This is a genomic window from Butyrivibrio proteoclasticus, from assembly GCF_900115735.1.
In the GTDB taxonomy this organism is placed as follows: domain Bacteria; phylum Bacillota; class Clostridia; order Lachnospirales; family Lachnospiraceae; genus Butyrivibrio; species Butyrivibrio proteoclasticus_B.
In genome coordinates, this window is sequence record NZ_FOXO01000002.1 from 135,700 (window position 1) to 151,495 (window position 15,796).

12 protein-coding genes and 1 tRNA gene are annotated in these 15,796 nt (G+C 37.7%); 12 read left to right on the forward strand and 1 reads right to left on the reverse strand.

The window, feature by feature from the left end:
• Positions 1-9 precede the first annotated feature (9 nt).
• The 5 genes from BM146_RS01800 (at position 10) to glgB (ending at position 7,991) form a co-directional block, all read left to right on the forward strand.
• Positions 10-1,533, forward strand: a complete 1,524-nt coding sequence (locus BM146_RS01800) for a L,D-transpeptidase (RefSeq protein ID WP_074883477.1) — start codon at positions 10-12, stop codon at positions 1,531-1,533.
• Between the two features lie 229 nt (positions 1,534-1,762).
• Positions 1,763-2,845, forward strand: coding sequence for a 3-phosphoserine/phosphohydroxythreonine transaminase (serC, locus tag BM146_RS01805; protein WP_074883480.1), 1,083 nt, complete (start codon positions 1,763-1,765; stop codon positions 2,843-2,845).
• Between the two features lie 2 nt (positions 2,846-2,847).
• A complete protein-coding gene (locus BM146_RS01810) occupies positions 2,848-4,017 on the forward strand; it encodes a phosphoglycerate dehydrogenase (protein WP_074883486.1) in 1,170 nt (389 codons plus the stop codon).
• A 71-nt stretch (positions 4,018-4,088) separates the two neighbouring features.
• Positions 4,089-5,342, forward strand: coding sequence for a DUF1015 domain-containing protein (locus BM146_RS01815; RefSeq protein ID WP_074883490.1), 1,254 nt, complete (start codon positions 4,089-4,091; stop codon positions 5,340-5,342).
• 183 nt (positions 5,343-5,525) lie between these two features.
• Positions 5,526-7,991 carry a 1,4-alpha-glucan branching protein GlgB gene (gene glgB / locus BM146_RS01820; protein WP_074883492.1) on the forward strand — a complete coding sequence of 822 codons (2,466 nt, stop codon included), beginning with the start codon at positions 5,526-5,528 and terminating at the stop codon, positions 7,989-7,991.
• Between the two features lie 62 nt (positions 7,992-8,053).
• Here the strand turns inward: glgB and BM146_RS01825 are convergent.
• Positions 8,054-8,126, reverse strand: a tRNA-Thr gene (locus tag BM146_RS01825).
• Between the two features lie 137 nt (positions 8,127-8,263).
• Between BM146_RS01825 and BM146_RS01830 the strand changes: the two genes are divergently transcribed.
• From BM146_RS01830 to BM146_RS01860, 7 genes are all read left to right on the forward strand, one after another.
• Positions 8,264-8,788 (forward strand): adenine phosphoribosyltransferase, encoded by a 525-nt coding sequence (locus BM146_RS01830; protein ID WP_074883494.1) that lies wholly within the window; start codon positions 8,264-8,266, stop codon positions 8,786-8,788.
• A 5-nt stretch (positions 8,789-8,793) separates the two neighbouring features.
• The gene (locus BM146_RS01835) at positions 8,794-11,073 is read left to right on the forward strand and encodes a RelA/SpoT family protein (protein ID WP_074883497.1); all 2,280 of its coding nucleotides are present in this window, start codon (positions 8,794-8,796) and stop codon (positions 11,071-11,073) included.
• On the forward strand, positions 11,073-11,729 hold the full coding sequence (locus BM146_RS01840; protein ID WP_074883500.1) for an MBL fold metallo-hydrolase: 657 nt from the start codon (positions 11,073-11,075) through the stop codon (positions 11,727-11,729). Before BM146_RS01835 ends, BM146_RS01840 begins: the two co-directional genes overlap by 1 nt.
• A 176-nt stretch (positions 11,730-11,905) precedes the next feature.
• Positions 11,906-13,342 carry a coproporphyrinogen dehydrogenase HemZ gene (gene hemZ, locus BM146_RS01845; protein ID WP_074883503.1) on the forward strand — a complete coding sequence of 479 codons (1,437 nt, stop codon included), beginning with the start codon at positions 11,906-11,908 and terminating at the stop codon, positions 13,340-13,342.
• A 134-nt stretch (positions 13,343-13,476) separates the two neighbouring features.
• The gene (locus BM146_RS01850; RefSeq protein WP_074883506.1) at positions 13,477-14,595 is read left to right on the forward strand and encodes a DUF5692 family protein; all 1,119 of its coding nucleotides are present in this window, start codon (positions 13,477-13,479) and stop codon (positions 14,593-14,595) included.
• The gene (gene hypB / locus BM146_RS01855) at positions 14,595-15,263 is read left to right on the forward strand and encodes a hydrogenase nickel incorporation protein HypB (protein ID WP_074883509.1); all 669 of its coding nucleotides are present in this window, start codon (positions 14,595-14,597) and stop codon (positions 15,261-15,263) included. The genes BM146_RS01850 and hypB overlap by 1 nt, the downstream gene beginning before the upstream one ends.
• A 69-nt stretch (positions 15,264-15,332) precedes the next feature.
• On the forward strand, positions 15,333-15,677 hold the full coding sequence (locus BM146_RS01860; protein ID WP_022775641.1) for a hydrogenase maturation nickel metallochaperone HypA: 345 nt from the start codon (positions 15,333-15,335) through the stop codon (positions 15,675-15,677).
• The last annotated feature ends 119 nt before the right edge of the window (positions 15,678-15,796 follow it).

A 15,796-nucleotide genomic window follows, 5' to 3' on the forward strand; every position in this document is an offset into this window, starting at 1 on the left:
GGGGAGATCATGAGTAGAGCAATAAAGGGATTACTAATTACACTTGCCGTTTCAATTGCGGCTTTTATAGCTGTTTACATTGGATTTGGCTTTTATTATATGAATGGTTTTCCTTGCTTTACCTGGATTAATGGAGTATACTGCACTGGAAAAAGTGTAGATGAAGTAAATGAGGAGCTCTGCAAAAAATATCAGTATGATGGTATAAACATCACTGATATTAGCGGAGCAGAGCTCTATATTTCTGCAAAAGATGCGAATGTTCGAATAGATTTTACCGATAAGCTCAATTCGTATCTGTCTGATAAAAATTCTTTTGCATGGGGCTATTATTTTTTTGAAAACCTCATTGTGAACCTGTCTCCGGATGTATATGTTGATAAAGATGTAATAAAAGACATAATATTCAAATGGGAAATATTCCTTGATGATGATGAGTTTAATATAAGTATAGAAAAAACCAGAGATAGTGGTTATGTATTAAAAGACAATCTTAGTAAAGCCCCTGTTCAGGAGGCTATTTCACAGGCTGTAATTGATAGTATAAAAGCGCTAAAAACTGAAATAAGGCTCTATACAGTTGATGGTTGTTATACGGAAATTCAGTTAAACGAGGAACAACAAAAGATAGTTGATCTATATGATAAGGTCAATGCTCTTCAGTCCTGTATGATCACCTTTAAAATAGCAGATGAGGAAGTTAAGCTGGATAAAAAAATAGCATCTTCTTTTATACTTACGGAAGACGACCTTGAGAGTGCAAAGGAAGAAAAAGTATCTAAAAAGCTTCCGGGAAGCGGTTTGTTTATAGCTGGTTCAAAAGAAGAGAAGTTTCCTGAAGATGACATAATTGTTGTAGAGGGATTTTTGATGGATTCCGATGGAAATCTTATTCTTAGCGAAAGCAGAATGTATGATTTTCTTTATGAACTTTTGACTTCACATGGTACTGAATGGGATCTTGTCAGATATAGAAGCGGGGATGCGGATGCCGAGATTAACATAAATAGCAATAGTAAGGGTAATGGACTTGTTTATGATATAAACTCTGAGTTTGAATTTTTGAAAGCAGCTTATCTTTCAGGTGAAGCAATGAACGAAGAAGTTAGAACATTGCAGCTTTCTGATTCAGTTGCAGTATTTAATGCAAAAGAAAGTCTTGGAGATACCTATATAGAAGTGAATATGGGAAAGCAGGAGCTCTTTTACTATGCTGAAGGGAAGCTTGTCATGAATATGCCTATTGTTACCGGAAATGTCAATCGAGGAAGAGGGACTCCAACAGGAATATTTTCAGTCTATAATAAACGATATCACACAAATTTGGTAGGGGTTGATTACGTATCTTATGTAAACTATTGGCTAGGAGTTCATAAAGGAGTTGGTATTCATGATGCAACCTGGAGATCAAAATTTGGAGAAGAAATATATAAAAGAGATGGCTCACACGGCTGCATTAACTGTCCTTTAGATACTGTTTCCCAGTTGTGGGAAGTTGTTGAAGTTGGTACGCCGGTCATCCTGTATTACTGATAGAAACTGGAATATGTAAACTTATTATAAAAATATGAAATGGATTTTAACATTTCATATTTTTTTATTATACCGAGAAGAAAAAATTAAATAACATTAATTATGGAATTGCATTATTGACATTTTTTTTATGATGACTACAATGTATTTAAAGATAAAATTTAGCGATTCAACTCGTTGAAGAAAATTATCAATATTACAAAAATGTCTACATTACAGGAGGAGAGAAATGTCAAGAGTATATAATTTTAGCGCCGGACCGGCTGTTCTACCAGAAGAGGTATTAAAACAAGCAGCTGCAGAGATGCTTGATTATAATGGATGCGGAATGTCAATTAATGAAATGAGTCATAGATCAAAGACTTTTGATAGTGTTATCCAGACTGCTGAGCAGGATATCAGGGATCTTATGAATATTCCTGATAATTACAAGGTTCTCTTTTTACAGGGCGGCGCAAGTCAACAGTTCGCAGCGGTTCCGCTTAATCTTATGAAAAATGGTAAGGCTGCATATATTATTACCGGTCAGTGGGCTAAAAAAGCTTATCAGGAAGCACAGAAATATGGTGAAGCAATTGAAGTGGCTTCCAGTGCTGACAAGACATTCTCCTATATACCTGATTGTTCGGACCTTCCGATTCCTGATGATGCGGATTATGTTTATATCTGTGAAAACAACACAATTTATGGCACAAAGTTTAAGACTTTGCCTAATACAAAAGGACATATTCTTGTTTCTGATGTTTCCTCATGCTTTTTATCAGAACCTGTAGATGTTACAAAATATGGAGTTATCTATGGTGGCGTTCAAAAGAATGTTGGGCCTGCAGGTCTTGTAATAAGCATTATAAGGGAAGATCTTATTACAGATGATGTTCCTGTTTATACTCCTACAATGCTTAAGTGGAAGACTCAGGCAGATAACGGCTCTTTATATAACACACCAAACTGCTGGAGTATTTATATGTGTGGACTTGTATTTAAATGGCTCAAAGCGCAAGGCGGTCTTGAAGAGATGAAAAAGCGAAATGAAGAGAAGGCTGCTATTTTGTATGATTACCTTGATCAGAGCAAGATGTTCAAAGGTACAGTTCGCAAGGAAGACCGTTCTCTTATGAATGTTCCTTTCATTACGGAAAGTGACGAACTCAATGCAGAGTTTATTGCTGAAGCTACAAAGGCAGGATTTGTAAGTCTTAAGGGACATAGAACTGTTGGCGGCATGAGAGCGAGCATCTACAATGCAATGCCTATCGAAGGTGTTAGGAAGCTTGTTGAATTTATGGATAAATTTGAAAAGGAGAGAGCGTGATCATGTACAAATATAAATGTCTGAATCCTATTGCTAAGATTGGACTTAATAATTTTTCTGATAAATATCAGGCTGTTGATAATGTTGATGAAGCAGAGGGCATTCTTGTAAGAAGTGCCAATATGCTTGAAATGGAATTTTCTGATAATCTTCTTGCTATAGCAAGAGCCGGAGCTGGTGTTAATAACATTCCTCTTGATAAATGTGCAAAAGAAGGAATAGTAGTATTTAATACTCCCGGCGCTAATGCAAACGGAGTTAAGGAAATGGTACTTGCTGCTATGCTCATTGCTTCAAGAGATATTATTGGAGGAACAGAGTGGGTAAAAGCCAATGCCGGAGATCCTGATATTGCAAAACTGACCGAGAAATCGAAAAAGAAATTTGCCGGTACCGAGATTTTTGGCAAAAAGCTTGGCATTATTGGACTTGGCGCTATTGGTGTCAGAGTAGCTAATGCTGCAAGACAGCTGGGAATGGAAGTTTATGGATATGATCCATATCTTTCTATTGATGCAGCATGGAGACTTTCATCAGATGTTAAACATGTAACCAATGTAGATGAAATATATTCAAAGTGCGATATTATCACAGTTCATGTACCTGCTTTGGATTCTACAAAAGGTATGATTGGTCAGGAAGCAATTGCCAAGATGAAAAAAGGCGTTATCATCCTTAATCTTGCAAGAGACATCCTTTGTGATGAAGTTGCAATCCTGGCAGGCATTAACTCTGGCAAAATCAGAAAGTATGTTACAGATTTTCCAAATCCTACAACAGCAGGCCATGATGGTTGCATAGTCATTCCTCACCTTGGCGCTTCCACGGAGGAGTCTGAAGATAATTGTGCAGTTAAGGCTGTCCTTGAAATGAAAGACTTTCTTGAAAATGGAAATATTAACAATTCGGTTAACTTCCCTAATTGTGACATGGGAATTTGCAATAACCCTCGAATTGCTATCTATCACAAGAATGTTGCGAATATGATAAGCCAGTTTACAAAAGAAATTGGTGAGGCTGGGTATAATATCTCTGATATGACAAATAAATCTCGTGGAGATTATGCATATACTCTTATTGATCTTGAAGATGGAATTGAGGATGCTCTTGTAAGCAAACTTAGCAAGATTGAAGGTGTTATCAGAGTCAGAGTTGTAAGAAAAGATGCATAAAACCTGAAATGTATTATAATATCGGGTAGGAGTAAAATCCTACTCGATTTTAGTATGCGGAGGATTAAAAGATGGCTGATATAAGACCGTTTAATGCAATAAGACCAAATACAGGAATTGTTAAGGAAAAAGCTGCACTTCCATATGATGTGTATAACAGAGAAGAGGCTTATGAAGAGGTTAAAAATAATCCAAAGTCTTTTCTTGCCATAGACAGACCTGAAACTCAGTTCCCAAAAGACTACGATATGTATGCTCCTGAGGTTTATGAAAAAGCCAAAGATATGCTCAAAGAGCAGATTATGAACGGGGACTTTATAAAAGATAAAGATAAATGCTTTTATATTTATGAGCAGACCTTTAAGGGAAGAACGCAAACGGGAATTGTTGCGTGCGCTTCAATTGACGATTATATAAACGGTACAATAAAAAAACATGAGAACACTCGTGCTGACAAGGAAGAAGACAGGATTAAACATGTTTATACCTGCGATGCACAGACTGGTCCCATTTTTTTATGCTATAGGAAAAACAGATTATTATCTGAACTTGTTTTAAAGATAAAAGAATTTGATACGCCCATTTACGATTTTGAATCAAAAGATAGCGTGAGGAACAGAGTTTGGGTTATTTCTGATGAGGAAGAAGTAAATACGATAAGCAGGATATTTACAACAATAGACTCAATATATATTGCAGATGGTCATCATAGATGTGCATCAGCTGTAAAGGTTGGTATGAGGAAAAGAAAAGAAGGGGAAGGAAAAGTAAGAGGTAAGCTGAAATCCGATTATTTTCTTTCGGTTCTGTTTCCGGATGATGAGCTTGAGATCATGGATTATAATCGTGTGGTAAAAGATCTAAATGGGCTTTCAGAAGTTGATTTTTTAGATAAAATTTCTGAAAAATTTGATGTAAAAAAAGAAGATGAAGCCGTTAAACCTGAATTTAAAGGGCAGTTTGGCATGTATCTTGACGGACAATGGTACAGACTTAATGCAAAAGAGTTTATACAAAGTGATGATGCAGTTAAAGGGTTGGACGTATCAATCCTTCAAGATCAGATTCTTTCACCTGTACTTGGTATAGGTGATCCTAAAACTGACAAAAGAATTGACTTTATTGGAGGAATAAGAGGGCTGTCGGAAATTGAAAAAAGGTGTAGCAGTGACTGTAAAGTAGGCTTTTCAATGTATCCCACATCTATTTCGGAACTTTTTGCAGTTGCTGATAGAGGATTGTTGATGCCTCCTAAGTCGACATGGTTTGAACCAAAGCTCTTAAGTGGTTTATTTATTCATGATATATGTGGTACAATTGTATAGTAAAATTAACGTTTTTTAATCATAGGTTTTTGTTTTTTCTCAGAAAAACAAAAACGTACTGGACTAGCTTTCATCTTTAGATGAAAGCGTATCTGGCGAGGCCGGATTCTTGCGGGCAATTTCCGCTTTTGACCGCAAGAAGTCATATTTTCTTGTTATAGATTACCCAATGGGGAGGGAGACATGAATAATAAGCTATATAAGATGATGAATTGGCCGGAGATTGAGGAAATTATCTATTCTGATGGCGACAATCCACACAGAATTCTTGGAGCTCATAAGGTTGGCTCTAATTTTCTTATTCAGGCTTTTTATCCGGATGCGAAAGAGATAAGTGTATTTGTAGAAAATACAAAAAAGACTTATCCAATGGAACTTGCAGATGAAGCAGGCTTTTATGCTGTTTTGGTTCCTTATATTGAGAAGTTTAGATATAAACTTGTTATCACAGATGTAAATGGGGAGCAGACTTCTGTTGATGATCCATATGCCTTTGAGCCATATATGGACAGAGAGGACTTTATAAAATTTGGCAGTGGCATTCACTATCATATTTATGAGAAACTTGGCGCACATCCGATGAAAAGAGGAACTGTACAGGGAACTTTATTTGCTGTTTGGGCACCTTCTGCTTCAAGAGTAAGTGTTATCGGAGATTTTAATAACTGGGATGGAAGAGTATGCCAAATGCACAGACTCGATCCAATTGGTGTGTTTGAAATTTTTGTTCCCGGTGCAAAAGAAAATGATGGATACCAGTTTGAAATAAAGACACGAAGTGGTCTTATTTTTAAAAGACCAGATCCTTATGCAATGCTGAGCCGTGGTGAGAATGGCATGATATCAGTCATAAGTGAACGTAAATCAATCATTTGGAATGATTCAAAATGGCTTGCAAAGAGAAGAAAGTTTGAGCTTGATGAATCACCTCTTTCAATATGCGAGATATCAATTGAAGCTTTTGCCGGAAGACACGAGGGCAGGAGTACAATAGAAGAAATAACTTCAGATATACTTGAATATGTACAGAATCATGGTTTTAATGCTATTGAACTTATGCCGGTAATGAAACATGTTCCCGGACACTTTTACCATATTTTGGATTTCTTTGCGCTTGATGATTCTAATGGAACACCGGAAGAATTCATGAAGTTTATTGATACATGCCATAGTGCAGGGATAAGAGTAATCCTTGATTGGGTTCCAACGTTTTTTCCTAAGTCATCATGTGGTCTTAGTGGCTTTGATGGAAAGAGTCTTTATGAATATGAGGATCCAAGGATTGGTGTTCATCCAAAATCCGGGGACCTGATATTTGATTATGGAAGAAAAGAAGTTACAAATTTTCTTATTTCCAACGCTTTATATTGGATTGAAACATTCCATATTGATGGTCTTAGAACTTCTGATATTTCAAGAATACTTTATCTTGATTATGACAGAAAGCCAGGAGAATGGGTTGCAAACATCTACGGAGGAAATGAGAATCTCGAGGCATTGGAATTCCTTAAACAGTTTACAACTGTCGTTCATAAGAATAATCCGGGAGTTATTCTCATTACAAAAGAAACAGCATGTTGGCCACAGGTGACAGATTCGGTTGAAGATGGCGGACTTGGATTTGACTATAAATGGAATAATGGGTGGACGAGAGATTTTCTCTCATATATTCAAAATGACCCGTTGTTCAGAGCTGGACATCACGATGAACTTACTTTCAGCATAATTTACAGCTATACTGAGAGATTTATTCTGGGCTTTACACATGAAGAGCTTGAAAAGGGATTGGAAGGCCTTTATTATCTGATGCCCGGTGATTCCACACAGAAAATGGCTAATTTGCGCCTGGCAATAAGCTATATGATGGTGCACCCAGGCAGAAAACATCTTTATATGGAACCTGATGCATTGACTGTTGATCAGTCTGTTTTTGTTGAAAATATGCTTTCTAAGCTCCATAAGCTTTACTATGAACATGAGGCGCTGCATCAGCTTGACAGCTCTGATGGCGGATTTGAGTGGATCAACAATATGGCTACAGATGAATGCATGCTTTCTTTTATTAGAAAGAGTAATGATTCACAAGAGATGCTTTTAGTAGTTGCAAATATGGCCGGAGTTGGAAGAAATGTCGAAATAGGAGTTCCGGCTGATGGCAGATATACTGAAATTTTCAACAGTGATGATCTTTCTTATGGCGGAAGCGGAGTTTTGAATGAAGGTAAGAAGGAAGCCAGAAGAAAAGAAGTAGATGGACGTGATTATTCACTTTCTATCAAAATTGGACCAGTATCTCTTTGTATTTTCAGCTATGTTCCATATTCTGAACAGGAGAAAAAGATCCGCGCAATTAAGGAAGAAGAGGAACTTAAGAAAGAGGCTGAAAGACAGGAAAGACGAGCTGCTCTTAAAGAAATGCAGAGCAAAGAGGAAGAGAGAATCTTAAAAGAACTCAAAGAAAAATATGAGAGAGAGCTTTTGGAGCAGGAAAAGGCAATAGAAGAAAAGTATGAAAAGATTGAAGAAGAAAGAATTTCTACTATTGTATCTGCCGATGCGATAAAGAGCCTGTCTTCCAAGAAAAAAGCGGGTTCAAAAACCTCGGGCGCATCTAGAAAAAATACGACTAAAAATTCTAAAAAGCAGTAAAAAATAATAAAAGCTGTGAAAACGAGCAATGCTTGATTTCACAGCTTTTTGCAAAAAAATAAAGCTGGAAATGGGACTTGAACCCACGACCTACTGATTACGAATCAGTTGCGCTACCAACTGCGCTATTCCAGCTTGCTACAAGGCACAAATTAAATTATACATTTAGTGGTATGGATTTACAAGTAAAAATGAGAAATAATTATGTTAATGTACAGTATTTGTGCTATAATTCTAAATTGAAGAATTGTTTTTATTAGAGAGGATCGAATATGAAAGAACTTAAAGATTACGTTAGAACCATTCCTAACTTTCCTGAAGAAGGAATTATGTTCAGGGATATAACATCTGTTTTACAGGATCCAGATGGATTTAAACTTGCAATTGATGAGATGACAAGACTTGTAGCAGATCTTGATTTTGATGTGGTTCTTGGAGCTGAGTCAAGAGGATTTATTTTCAGCGCGCCTATAGCTTATCAGAGAGGTAAGGCACTTGTTCCTGTTCGTAAAAAGGGAAAACTTCCATGCGATACAGTAGAAGTTGAATATGATCTTGAATACGGCAAAGCTGTTCTTGAAATGCATAAGGATGCTATTAAACCTGGACAGAAGGTACTTCTTGTCGATGATCTTATGGCTACAGGTGGAACCATTGAAGCTATGATCAAGCTTGTTGAACAGCTTGGTGGTGAAGTTGCAGGTATCCTTGTTCTTATGGAACTTAAGGGCTTGAAAGGCAGAGAGAGACTTAGTAAATACAGACTTGATGCAGCAATCAGCTACGAAGGGAAGTAATTTTAATGGTACAAAACTTCGACGACGGAAAAATTGAAGCAATTGAGGAATTTCAATCGCCGGATGTGCTGTATGAAGGACTTATAGCAAGAGTCAGAAAATATCATCCATCTGATGATATTTCTCTTATTGAGAAAGCATATCAAAAGGCGGCTGAAGCCCACAAAGACCAAAGACGAAAATCGGGTGAACCCTACATTATTCACCCTCTTTGTGTTGCAATAATACTTGCAGATTTAGAGCTTGATAAAGAAACTCTGGCGGCAGGTCTTCTTCATGATGTCGTTGAGGATACAATATGCACTAAAGAAGGGATTGAGGAGGAGTTTGGCGAGGATGTAGCTCTTTTGGTAGACGGAGTTACAAAACTGACTGCTCTGCAGCTTACAACTGACAGTGCCGGCAAGACTCAGGAACAGCTTGATATACAGGCGCAGAACCTGAGAAAGATGTTCCTTGCGATGGCCAAAGATATCAGAGTAATTCTGATAAAGCTTGCGGACAGGCTTCACAACATGCGTACTCTTTCTCATATGCCTCCTGAAAAGCAGTCAAGAATTGCTCAGGAGACACTTGATATCTATTCACCTATAGCTGGAAGACTTGGTATCAGCAGAATCAAGGTTGAACTTGATGATCTTTCACTTAAATATCTTAAACCTGATGTTTACTATGATCTTGTAGATAAGGTTGCAACAAGAAAAAGTGAAAGAGAAAAGTATGTTGAGGACATTTGCCAAAATGTTCGAGAGGCAATTGCTGCGGCCGGTATTATCGGTGAGGTGAATGGCAGAGTTAAGCACTTCTTTAGCATATACAAAAAGATGCGAAACCAGAATAAGACTCTGGATCAGATTTATGATCTTTTTGCTATCAGGATAATTGTTGGAACTGTCAAAGACTGTTATGCGGCATTGGGTGTCATACATGAAATGTATAAGCCTATTCCGGGCAGATTTAAAGATTATATTGCAATGCCAAAGCCTAATATGTATCAGTCCCTTCATACTACGCTTATAGGTCAGACCGGGCAACCTTTTGAGATACAAATACGTACTTACGATATGCATCGTGCAGCTGAATATGGTATTGCTGCGCATTGGAAATATAAGGAAGCTTCAGATGGTAAAAAATCTGAAAATGGTGAGGAAGAGAAGCTTATCTGGCTTCGTCAGATTTTGGAATGGCAACAGGATATGTCTGACAACCAGGAGTTTATGAGTCTGTTAAAGAGTGACCTTAACCTTTTTTCCGAGGATGTTTACTGCTTTACTCCGACTGGCGATGTAAAAAATCTTCCTGCGGGGTCCACACCTATTGACTTTGCGTATAGTATTCATAGTGCCGTTGGCAACAAGATGATCGGTGCTAAAGTTAATGGTAAACTGGTTCCTATTGATTACAAGATTCAAAATGGTGACAGAATTGAGGTTATTACCAGCCAGAATTCCAGAGGGCCTAGCAGAGATTGGCTTGCAATTGCTAAATCTACATCTACCAAAAATAAGATAAATCAGTGGTTTAGAAATGAACTTAAAGAGGAGAATATAGTCAAAGGTCGTGAACTTCTCATTGAGTATTGTAGAAGTAAAGGAATAGATCTTTTCTCAATTTCAAAACCCGAGTTTCAGAATATTGTAATAAAAAAATATGGCTTCCATGATTGGAACGCTGTGCTTGCAGCTGTTGGACATGGCGGACTTAAAGAAGGCCAGATTGTAAATAAGATGCTTGAGCTTAATGATAAAGAGCACAAGCGCAATATTACAGATGAAGAAGTTCTTGCAGCTGTGGCTGAATCTAATGTGACACCGCAGGTTTCAGGCTCTGACAATGCAATAATTGTTAAAGGCGTTCATGATGTGGCTGTAAGATTTTCAAAGTGCTGCAATCCTGTCCCGGGTGATGATATATGCGGTTTTGTTACTAGAGGAAGAGGCGTATCTATTCATAGAAGAGACTGCGTTAATGTTATCAAGATGCAGGAAGAGGACAGATCAAGGCTTATTGAGGCCAGATGGCAGTCTGATTCGCAGTCCATTGGCAAGTACGCAGCTACTATCAAGATATTTGCCAATAACAGAAGTGGACTTTTGGCTGATATATCACGTGCACTTACTGAGAAAAATATCGATATCATTTCCATGAATACAAGGACCAGTAAGCAGGGACTTGCAACAATGGAAACATCTTTCCAGGTTTCTTCCAGAATTCAGCTTAGAGAGATTGTCGATAAGATCAGGCAGATTGACAGCGTCATTGATATTGAGAGGACTACAGGTTGATGGAAAAGGCTTTATCTATTGGAATGTTTACTCTTGGCATGGTTGGAACAAATTGCTACTATGTTTATAAGCCGGATGCCGAATGTAACACAGAAGATTGTAAGCATGTAATCTTTTTTGACCCTGCCGATCAGGGCAAAAAAATATATGAGAAGCTATCAGAAAATGGTTTTGTTATAGACCTCATCCTTTTAACTCATGGGCACTTTGACCATATTGGTGGTGTGGAGGAGCTTAAAAGCCTTTCAGGCGCCAAGGTCTATTGCTATGAAAAAGAGCAGGCTATGTGTAAAGATGCATATCTTAATCTCTCTAATGATTACAATATGCATTTAAAAATCACTCCGGATGGTGTATATAAAGATGGAGATATAATTTCAGCTGCAGGTATGAGCTGCAGACTGATTGCAACTCCGGGGCATACATCCGGGAGCTGTTGTTATTATTTTGAAGAGGATGACATTCTGATAAGTGGTGATACATTGTTTGATGAATCTGTTGGAAGAACTGACTTCCCTACAGGTTCTACAAGCGAGATTGTAAGATCTATAAAAGAAAGGCTTTTTGTTCTTCCTGATGAAACGGTTGTTTATCCGGGACACGGTGAAATTACAACAATAGAACACGAAAAAATGTATAATCCGTTTGTTATTTAATACGGATTATTTTTTTGTATCAGAGGAAATTGCTTTCCTATGATATAAAAAAACGCTCCGCTAAGGATGCGCACCTCGCGGCAATGAAATTAATTGCTTCGCAATACCGCTCGGGCGCGAAGAGTCGCGAGTGACTCTTTATTTACTAATATATTTGGATTTATTCGAGGCTTATTATGCAGGTTGTTTTAATTAAAGAAGATAAGTACACATATGATATTCATTCGCTATATAAAGCTTTTTATCCCGTTGAAGATGTAAAGGTAATTTTAGAAAATGATTTAGAAAAGATAAAAGATGTAAAAAATCAAAATGATGATATCACTATTACTAATGTAGATGTCAGTGTATCAAAGAATGAACTGAAAAAGAGTATTTACCTTGAATTGTCATCCAAGACAGGTAAGAGCTTGCCTTGGGGGAACCTTACAGGAATAAGGCCTACAAGAATAGTTATGAATCTCATTGAAGAAGGAAAAAGCGACGATGAGATAGTGAATTATATGAAGGATACCTATTGTGTGTCTGATGAAAAGATAAATCTTAGCCTTAAGATTGCCCATAGAGAAAAAGAAATACTTAGATGTATAGATTATAAGAATGGTTACAGCCTGTATTTGGGAATACCGTTTTGTCCTACAACATGTTTATATTGTTCCTTTACTTCGTATCCTATAGGAGCTTTTTCAAGTATTGTTGATGACTATCTTACTTGTCTTGAAAAAGAAATTGATTACGTTGCAGAGAGTTTTAAAGACAAAACTCTTGATACTGTCTATATAGGCGGAGGTACGCCTACAACACTTGAACCGTATCAACTTGAAAGGCTTATTGGCTATCTTAGAGAGAAACTTGATTTTTCAAATGTAAAAGAGTTTACTGTTGAATCCGGAAGACCAGATTCTATAACAAGAGATAAGCTTAAAGTTATGAAGAAAATGGGGGTTACAAGAATATCTGTTAATCCTCAGACCATGAGAGATGAGACTTTGAAGCTTATAGGCAGAAGGCATACAGTAGCTCAACTTGTTGATGCTTATAACATGGCAAGAGAAGAGGGCTTTGATAATATCAATATGGATATTATTTTAGGACTTCCCGGAGAAGGCGCATGCGATGTCGCTTATACAATGGAAGAAATAAAAAAGCTTGCTCCTGATGATCTTACAGTTCATTCACTAGCCATAAAAAGAGGATCAAAACTTGCAGAAATAATGGAACTTGCAAAACAAAGAAACAAAGATAATAGCGGCAGTTCATTATATGATGCAAAAGATATCCTGGATGATATAAAAAACACTGAAGAAATGATGGAAATTGCCTTAAATGGTGCAAAGGATATGGGCCTTGAGCCATATTATCTTTACAGGCAGAAAAATATATCCGGCAACTTTGAAAATACCGGATATGCCAGAAAAGGTAAGGCAGGTATTTACAATATTCTCATTAATGAAGAGGTTCAGTCCATTGTTGCGCTTGGGGCGGGGACTGTTACAAAGAGAGTTTATGGATATGATGGCAGGATAGAGCGCTGCGATAATGTAAAGGATGTAAAACTCTATATGGAGCAGATAGATGAAATGATAGACAGAAAACGGAAACTGTTTTTGTAAAAATTAGTACCCCAATTTGCCTTGTTTTTCTCTGAAACGATTGAAAAAAATTGTGCAATATGCTATTGTATTGATAATAAAATGACGATATTGCTCATCAAAAAATAAAAAACGCAATATCAAAGGAGGTTTTTATGCTATTCCAACTTTATAGCAACCATGCGGCTATGCAGCTTATTGGATGGGTGTTGGTATTTTGTGGTCTTATTCTTATGAATGAGATTGGTCGTAGGACCAAAACTGGTGGAATCGTTGTTTTTGTAGTGATTCCATGTATCTTAACTGTTTATTTTATTCTGGCACATTTAGGGATGTTCGGTGGTGCATCAAACCCAACCGTAGCATTCATGGACGGATGGTTCCATTACTTCAAGCTTTATGCGGCTGATATCGGTTGTGTAGGCTTTATGATGATCAAGTACAAATGGGGCATTGGCAAGGAAAAATGGTTTGCTTGGTTCCCATGGCTCATTGTTGCAGCAAATATCATGATCGCTAACGTTTCTGATATGGAATCTGCTCTTGCAGCTTTCTCAATCACAGGAAACTTAAGTGGTGCATGGTGGGCATCTAACGAAGGCGTATTCATTTACGGTGGATGGTGGAACGTTGTTAATGCTCTTGCAGGAATGATCAACATTTTCTGTATGACAGGTTGCGTTCACCTTTATACATCTAAGGACAAGAACGAGTCAGATATGCTTTGGCCTGATATGACAATCTGGTTTATTCTTGCGTACGACGTTTGGAACTTTGAGTATACATACCTCAACCTTCCTACTCATTCATGGTACTGTGGTGTTGCACTTCTTCTTGCTCCTACATTTGCAAATGCATTCTGGAACAAGGGCGCATGGATACAGAACCGTGCTAATACACTTGCTATCTGGTGCATGTGGGCTCAGGTTGTTCCTGCATTCCAGCTTAGCTCAAAGTTTGCAGCAGCACTTCCTTCAATCTACGGTGGAGCTACAGCAAACGGAATCACAACAATGGATCTTTATGACAAGGCAATTAACCTTTACAACTCAGGTGCCGGCAAGACAGCACAGGCAGGCGAGATTATCGCAAGCATGGGCATAACTGCTGATCCTAGAGCTCAGGGTGTTGTTGCTATACTTGCTATCGTTATCAACGTAATTTGCATCACTGAGATTATCAAGAGATCAATCAAACTTGGTAAGAATCCATATGCAAATGAAGTATTCGGCGATACAAAGGACTTCAAGCTTGCAATGGAGCGTGCTAAATAATGGATAATGTAAGAGTTATTGAAGTAAAGCGCAGTATATTTGAAAGCAATGATAAAGACGCTGACAAACTGCGCCAGGAGCTTAAGGAGAGCAGGACATTTCTTTTGAACTTAATGTCTTCTCCGGGATCAGGTAAGACAACTACCCTGAAAAAGACAATTGAACTTTTGAAAGATAAATACCGCATTGGTGTTATGGAAGCTGACATTGATTCAGATGTTGATGCCAAGACAATTGCGGCAACCGGTGTTAAGGCAATTCAGCTTCATACCGGTGGTATGTGTCATCTTGATGCTGACATGACAAGACAGGGAATCAGAGAGCTTGATACAAGCGATGTTGATTTCGCAATTCTTGAAAATGTTGGAAATCTTGTCTGTCCTGCAGAATTTGATACAGGAAGCACCAAGAATGCTATGATCTTATCTGTTCCTGAAGGACATGATAAGCCTCTTAAGTATCCTTTAATGTTTTCGATTTGTGATGTGGTTCTAATTAATAAGATTGATGTTATGCCTTATTTTGACTTTGACCTTGAAAAGGTAAAAGAAAATATCCTGTATAGAAATCCTAATGCAAAGATTATTCCTATCTGCGCGAAGACTGGTGAGGGTATGCAGGAATGGGCTGACTGGCTATCAGCTCAGATTGATGAAGCTATAAAATAAATGGCAATAACAAGATGGGGATGCCAGGCGATCAACTTCGCCCGGCATCTTCTTGGGTAAAGGATAATTATGCACGAATTGGGCGTTGTTTTTCGTATAATTGATGACCTTACTGAAGTAGGTAAAGAGAATGAACTTGAAAAAATTCATTCTGTAACTTTACAACTGGGGGAAGTGTCCGGAGTAGTGCCACATCTTTTAACAGATGCATGGAAATGGGCTTCGGATAAAACTGAGCTTATGAAGGGCTCAGAGCTTATTATTGAAACTCTTCCGGCAGTTACATTTTGTGAGGACTGTAAGAGTGAATATGAAACTGTAGCGCATGGTAAGATCTGCCCTAACTGTGGCAGTGAGCACACATATCTCTTAAAAGGCAACGAATTTATGATAAAAGAGATAGCGGCTACGTAATGAGTTTTTAAAAGGAAAATGGTAGGTAGAGAGATGAATATGAATGATATGGATATGAAGGATTTAACAACTCCATATTCCCTTGATCCGGGACGTAATAAGGTAGATCCAAGGGCTGG

Excerpts from the sequence above, each read along its gene's own strand:
- BM146_RS01800 (WP_074883477.1), top strand. The coding sequence starts at position 10 with ATGAGTAGAGCAATAAAGGGATTACTAATTACACTTGCCGTTTCAATT.
- serC (WP_074883480.1), top strand. The coding sequence starts at position 1,763 with ATGTCAAGAGTATATAATTTTAGCGCCGGACCGGCTGTTCTACCAGAA.
- BM146_RS01810 (WP_074883486.1), top strand. The coding sequence starts at position 2,848 with ATGTACAAATATAAATGTCTGAATCCTATTGCTAAGATTGGACTTAAT.
- BM146_RS01815 (WP_074883490.1), top strand. The coding sequence starts at position 4,089 with ATGGCTGATATAAGACCGTTTAATGCAATAAGACCAAATACAGGAATT.
- glgB (WP_074883492.1), top strand. The coding sequence starts at position 5,526 with ATGAATAATAAGCTATATAAGATGATGAATTGGCCGGAGATTGAGGAA.
- BM146_RS01830 (WP_074883494.1), top strand. The coding sequence starts at position 8,264 with ATGAAAGAACTTAAAGATTACGTTAGAACCATTCCTAACTTTCCTGAA.
- BM146_RS01835 (WP_074883497.1), top strand. The coding sequence starts at position 8,794 with ATGGTACAAAACTTCGACGACGGAAAAATTGAAGCAATTGAGGAATTT.
- BM146_RS01840 (WP_074883500.1), top strand. The coding sequence starts at position 11,073 with ATGGAAAAGGCTTTATCTATTGGAATGTTTACTCTTGGCATGGTTGGA.
- hemZ (WP_074883503.1), top strand. The coding sequence starts at position 11,906 with ATGCAGGTTGTTTTAATTAAAGAAGATAAGTACACATATGATATTCAT.
- BM146_RS01850 (WP_074883506.1), top strand. The coding sequence starts at position 13,477 with ATGCTATTCCAACTTTATAGCAACCATGCGGCTATGCAGCTTATTGGA.
- hypB (WP_074883509.1), top strand. The coding sequence starts at position 14,595 with ATGGATAATGTAAGAGTTATTGAAGTAAAGCGCAGTATATTTGAAAGC.
- BM146_RS01860 (WP_022775641.1), top strand. The coding sequence starts at position 15,333 with ATGCACGAATTGGGCGTTGTTTTTCGTATAATTGATGACCTTACTGAA.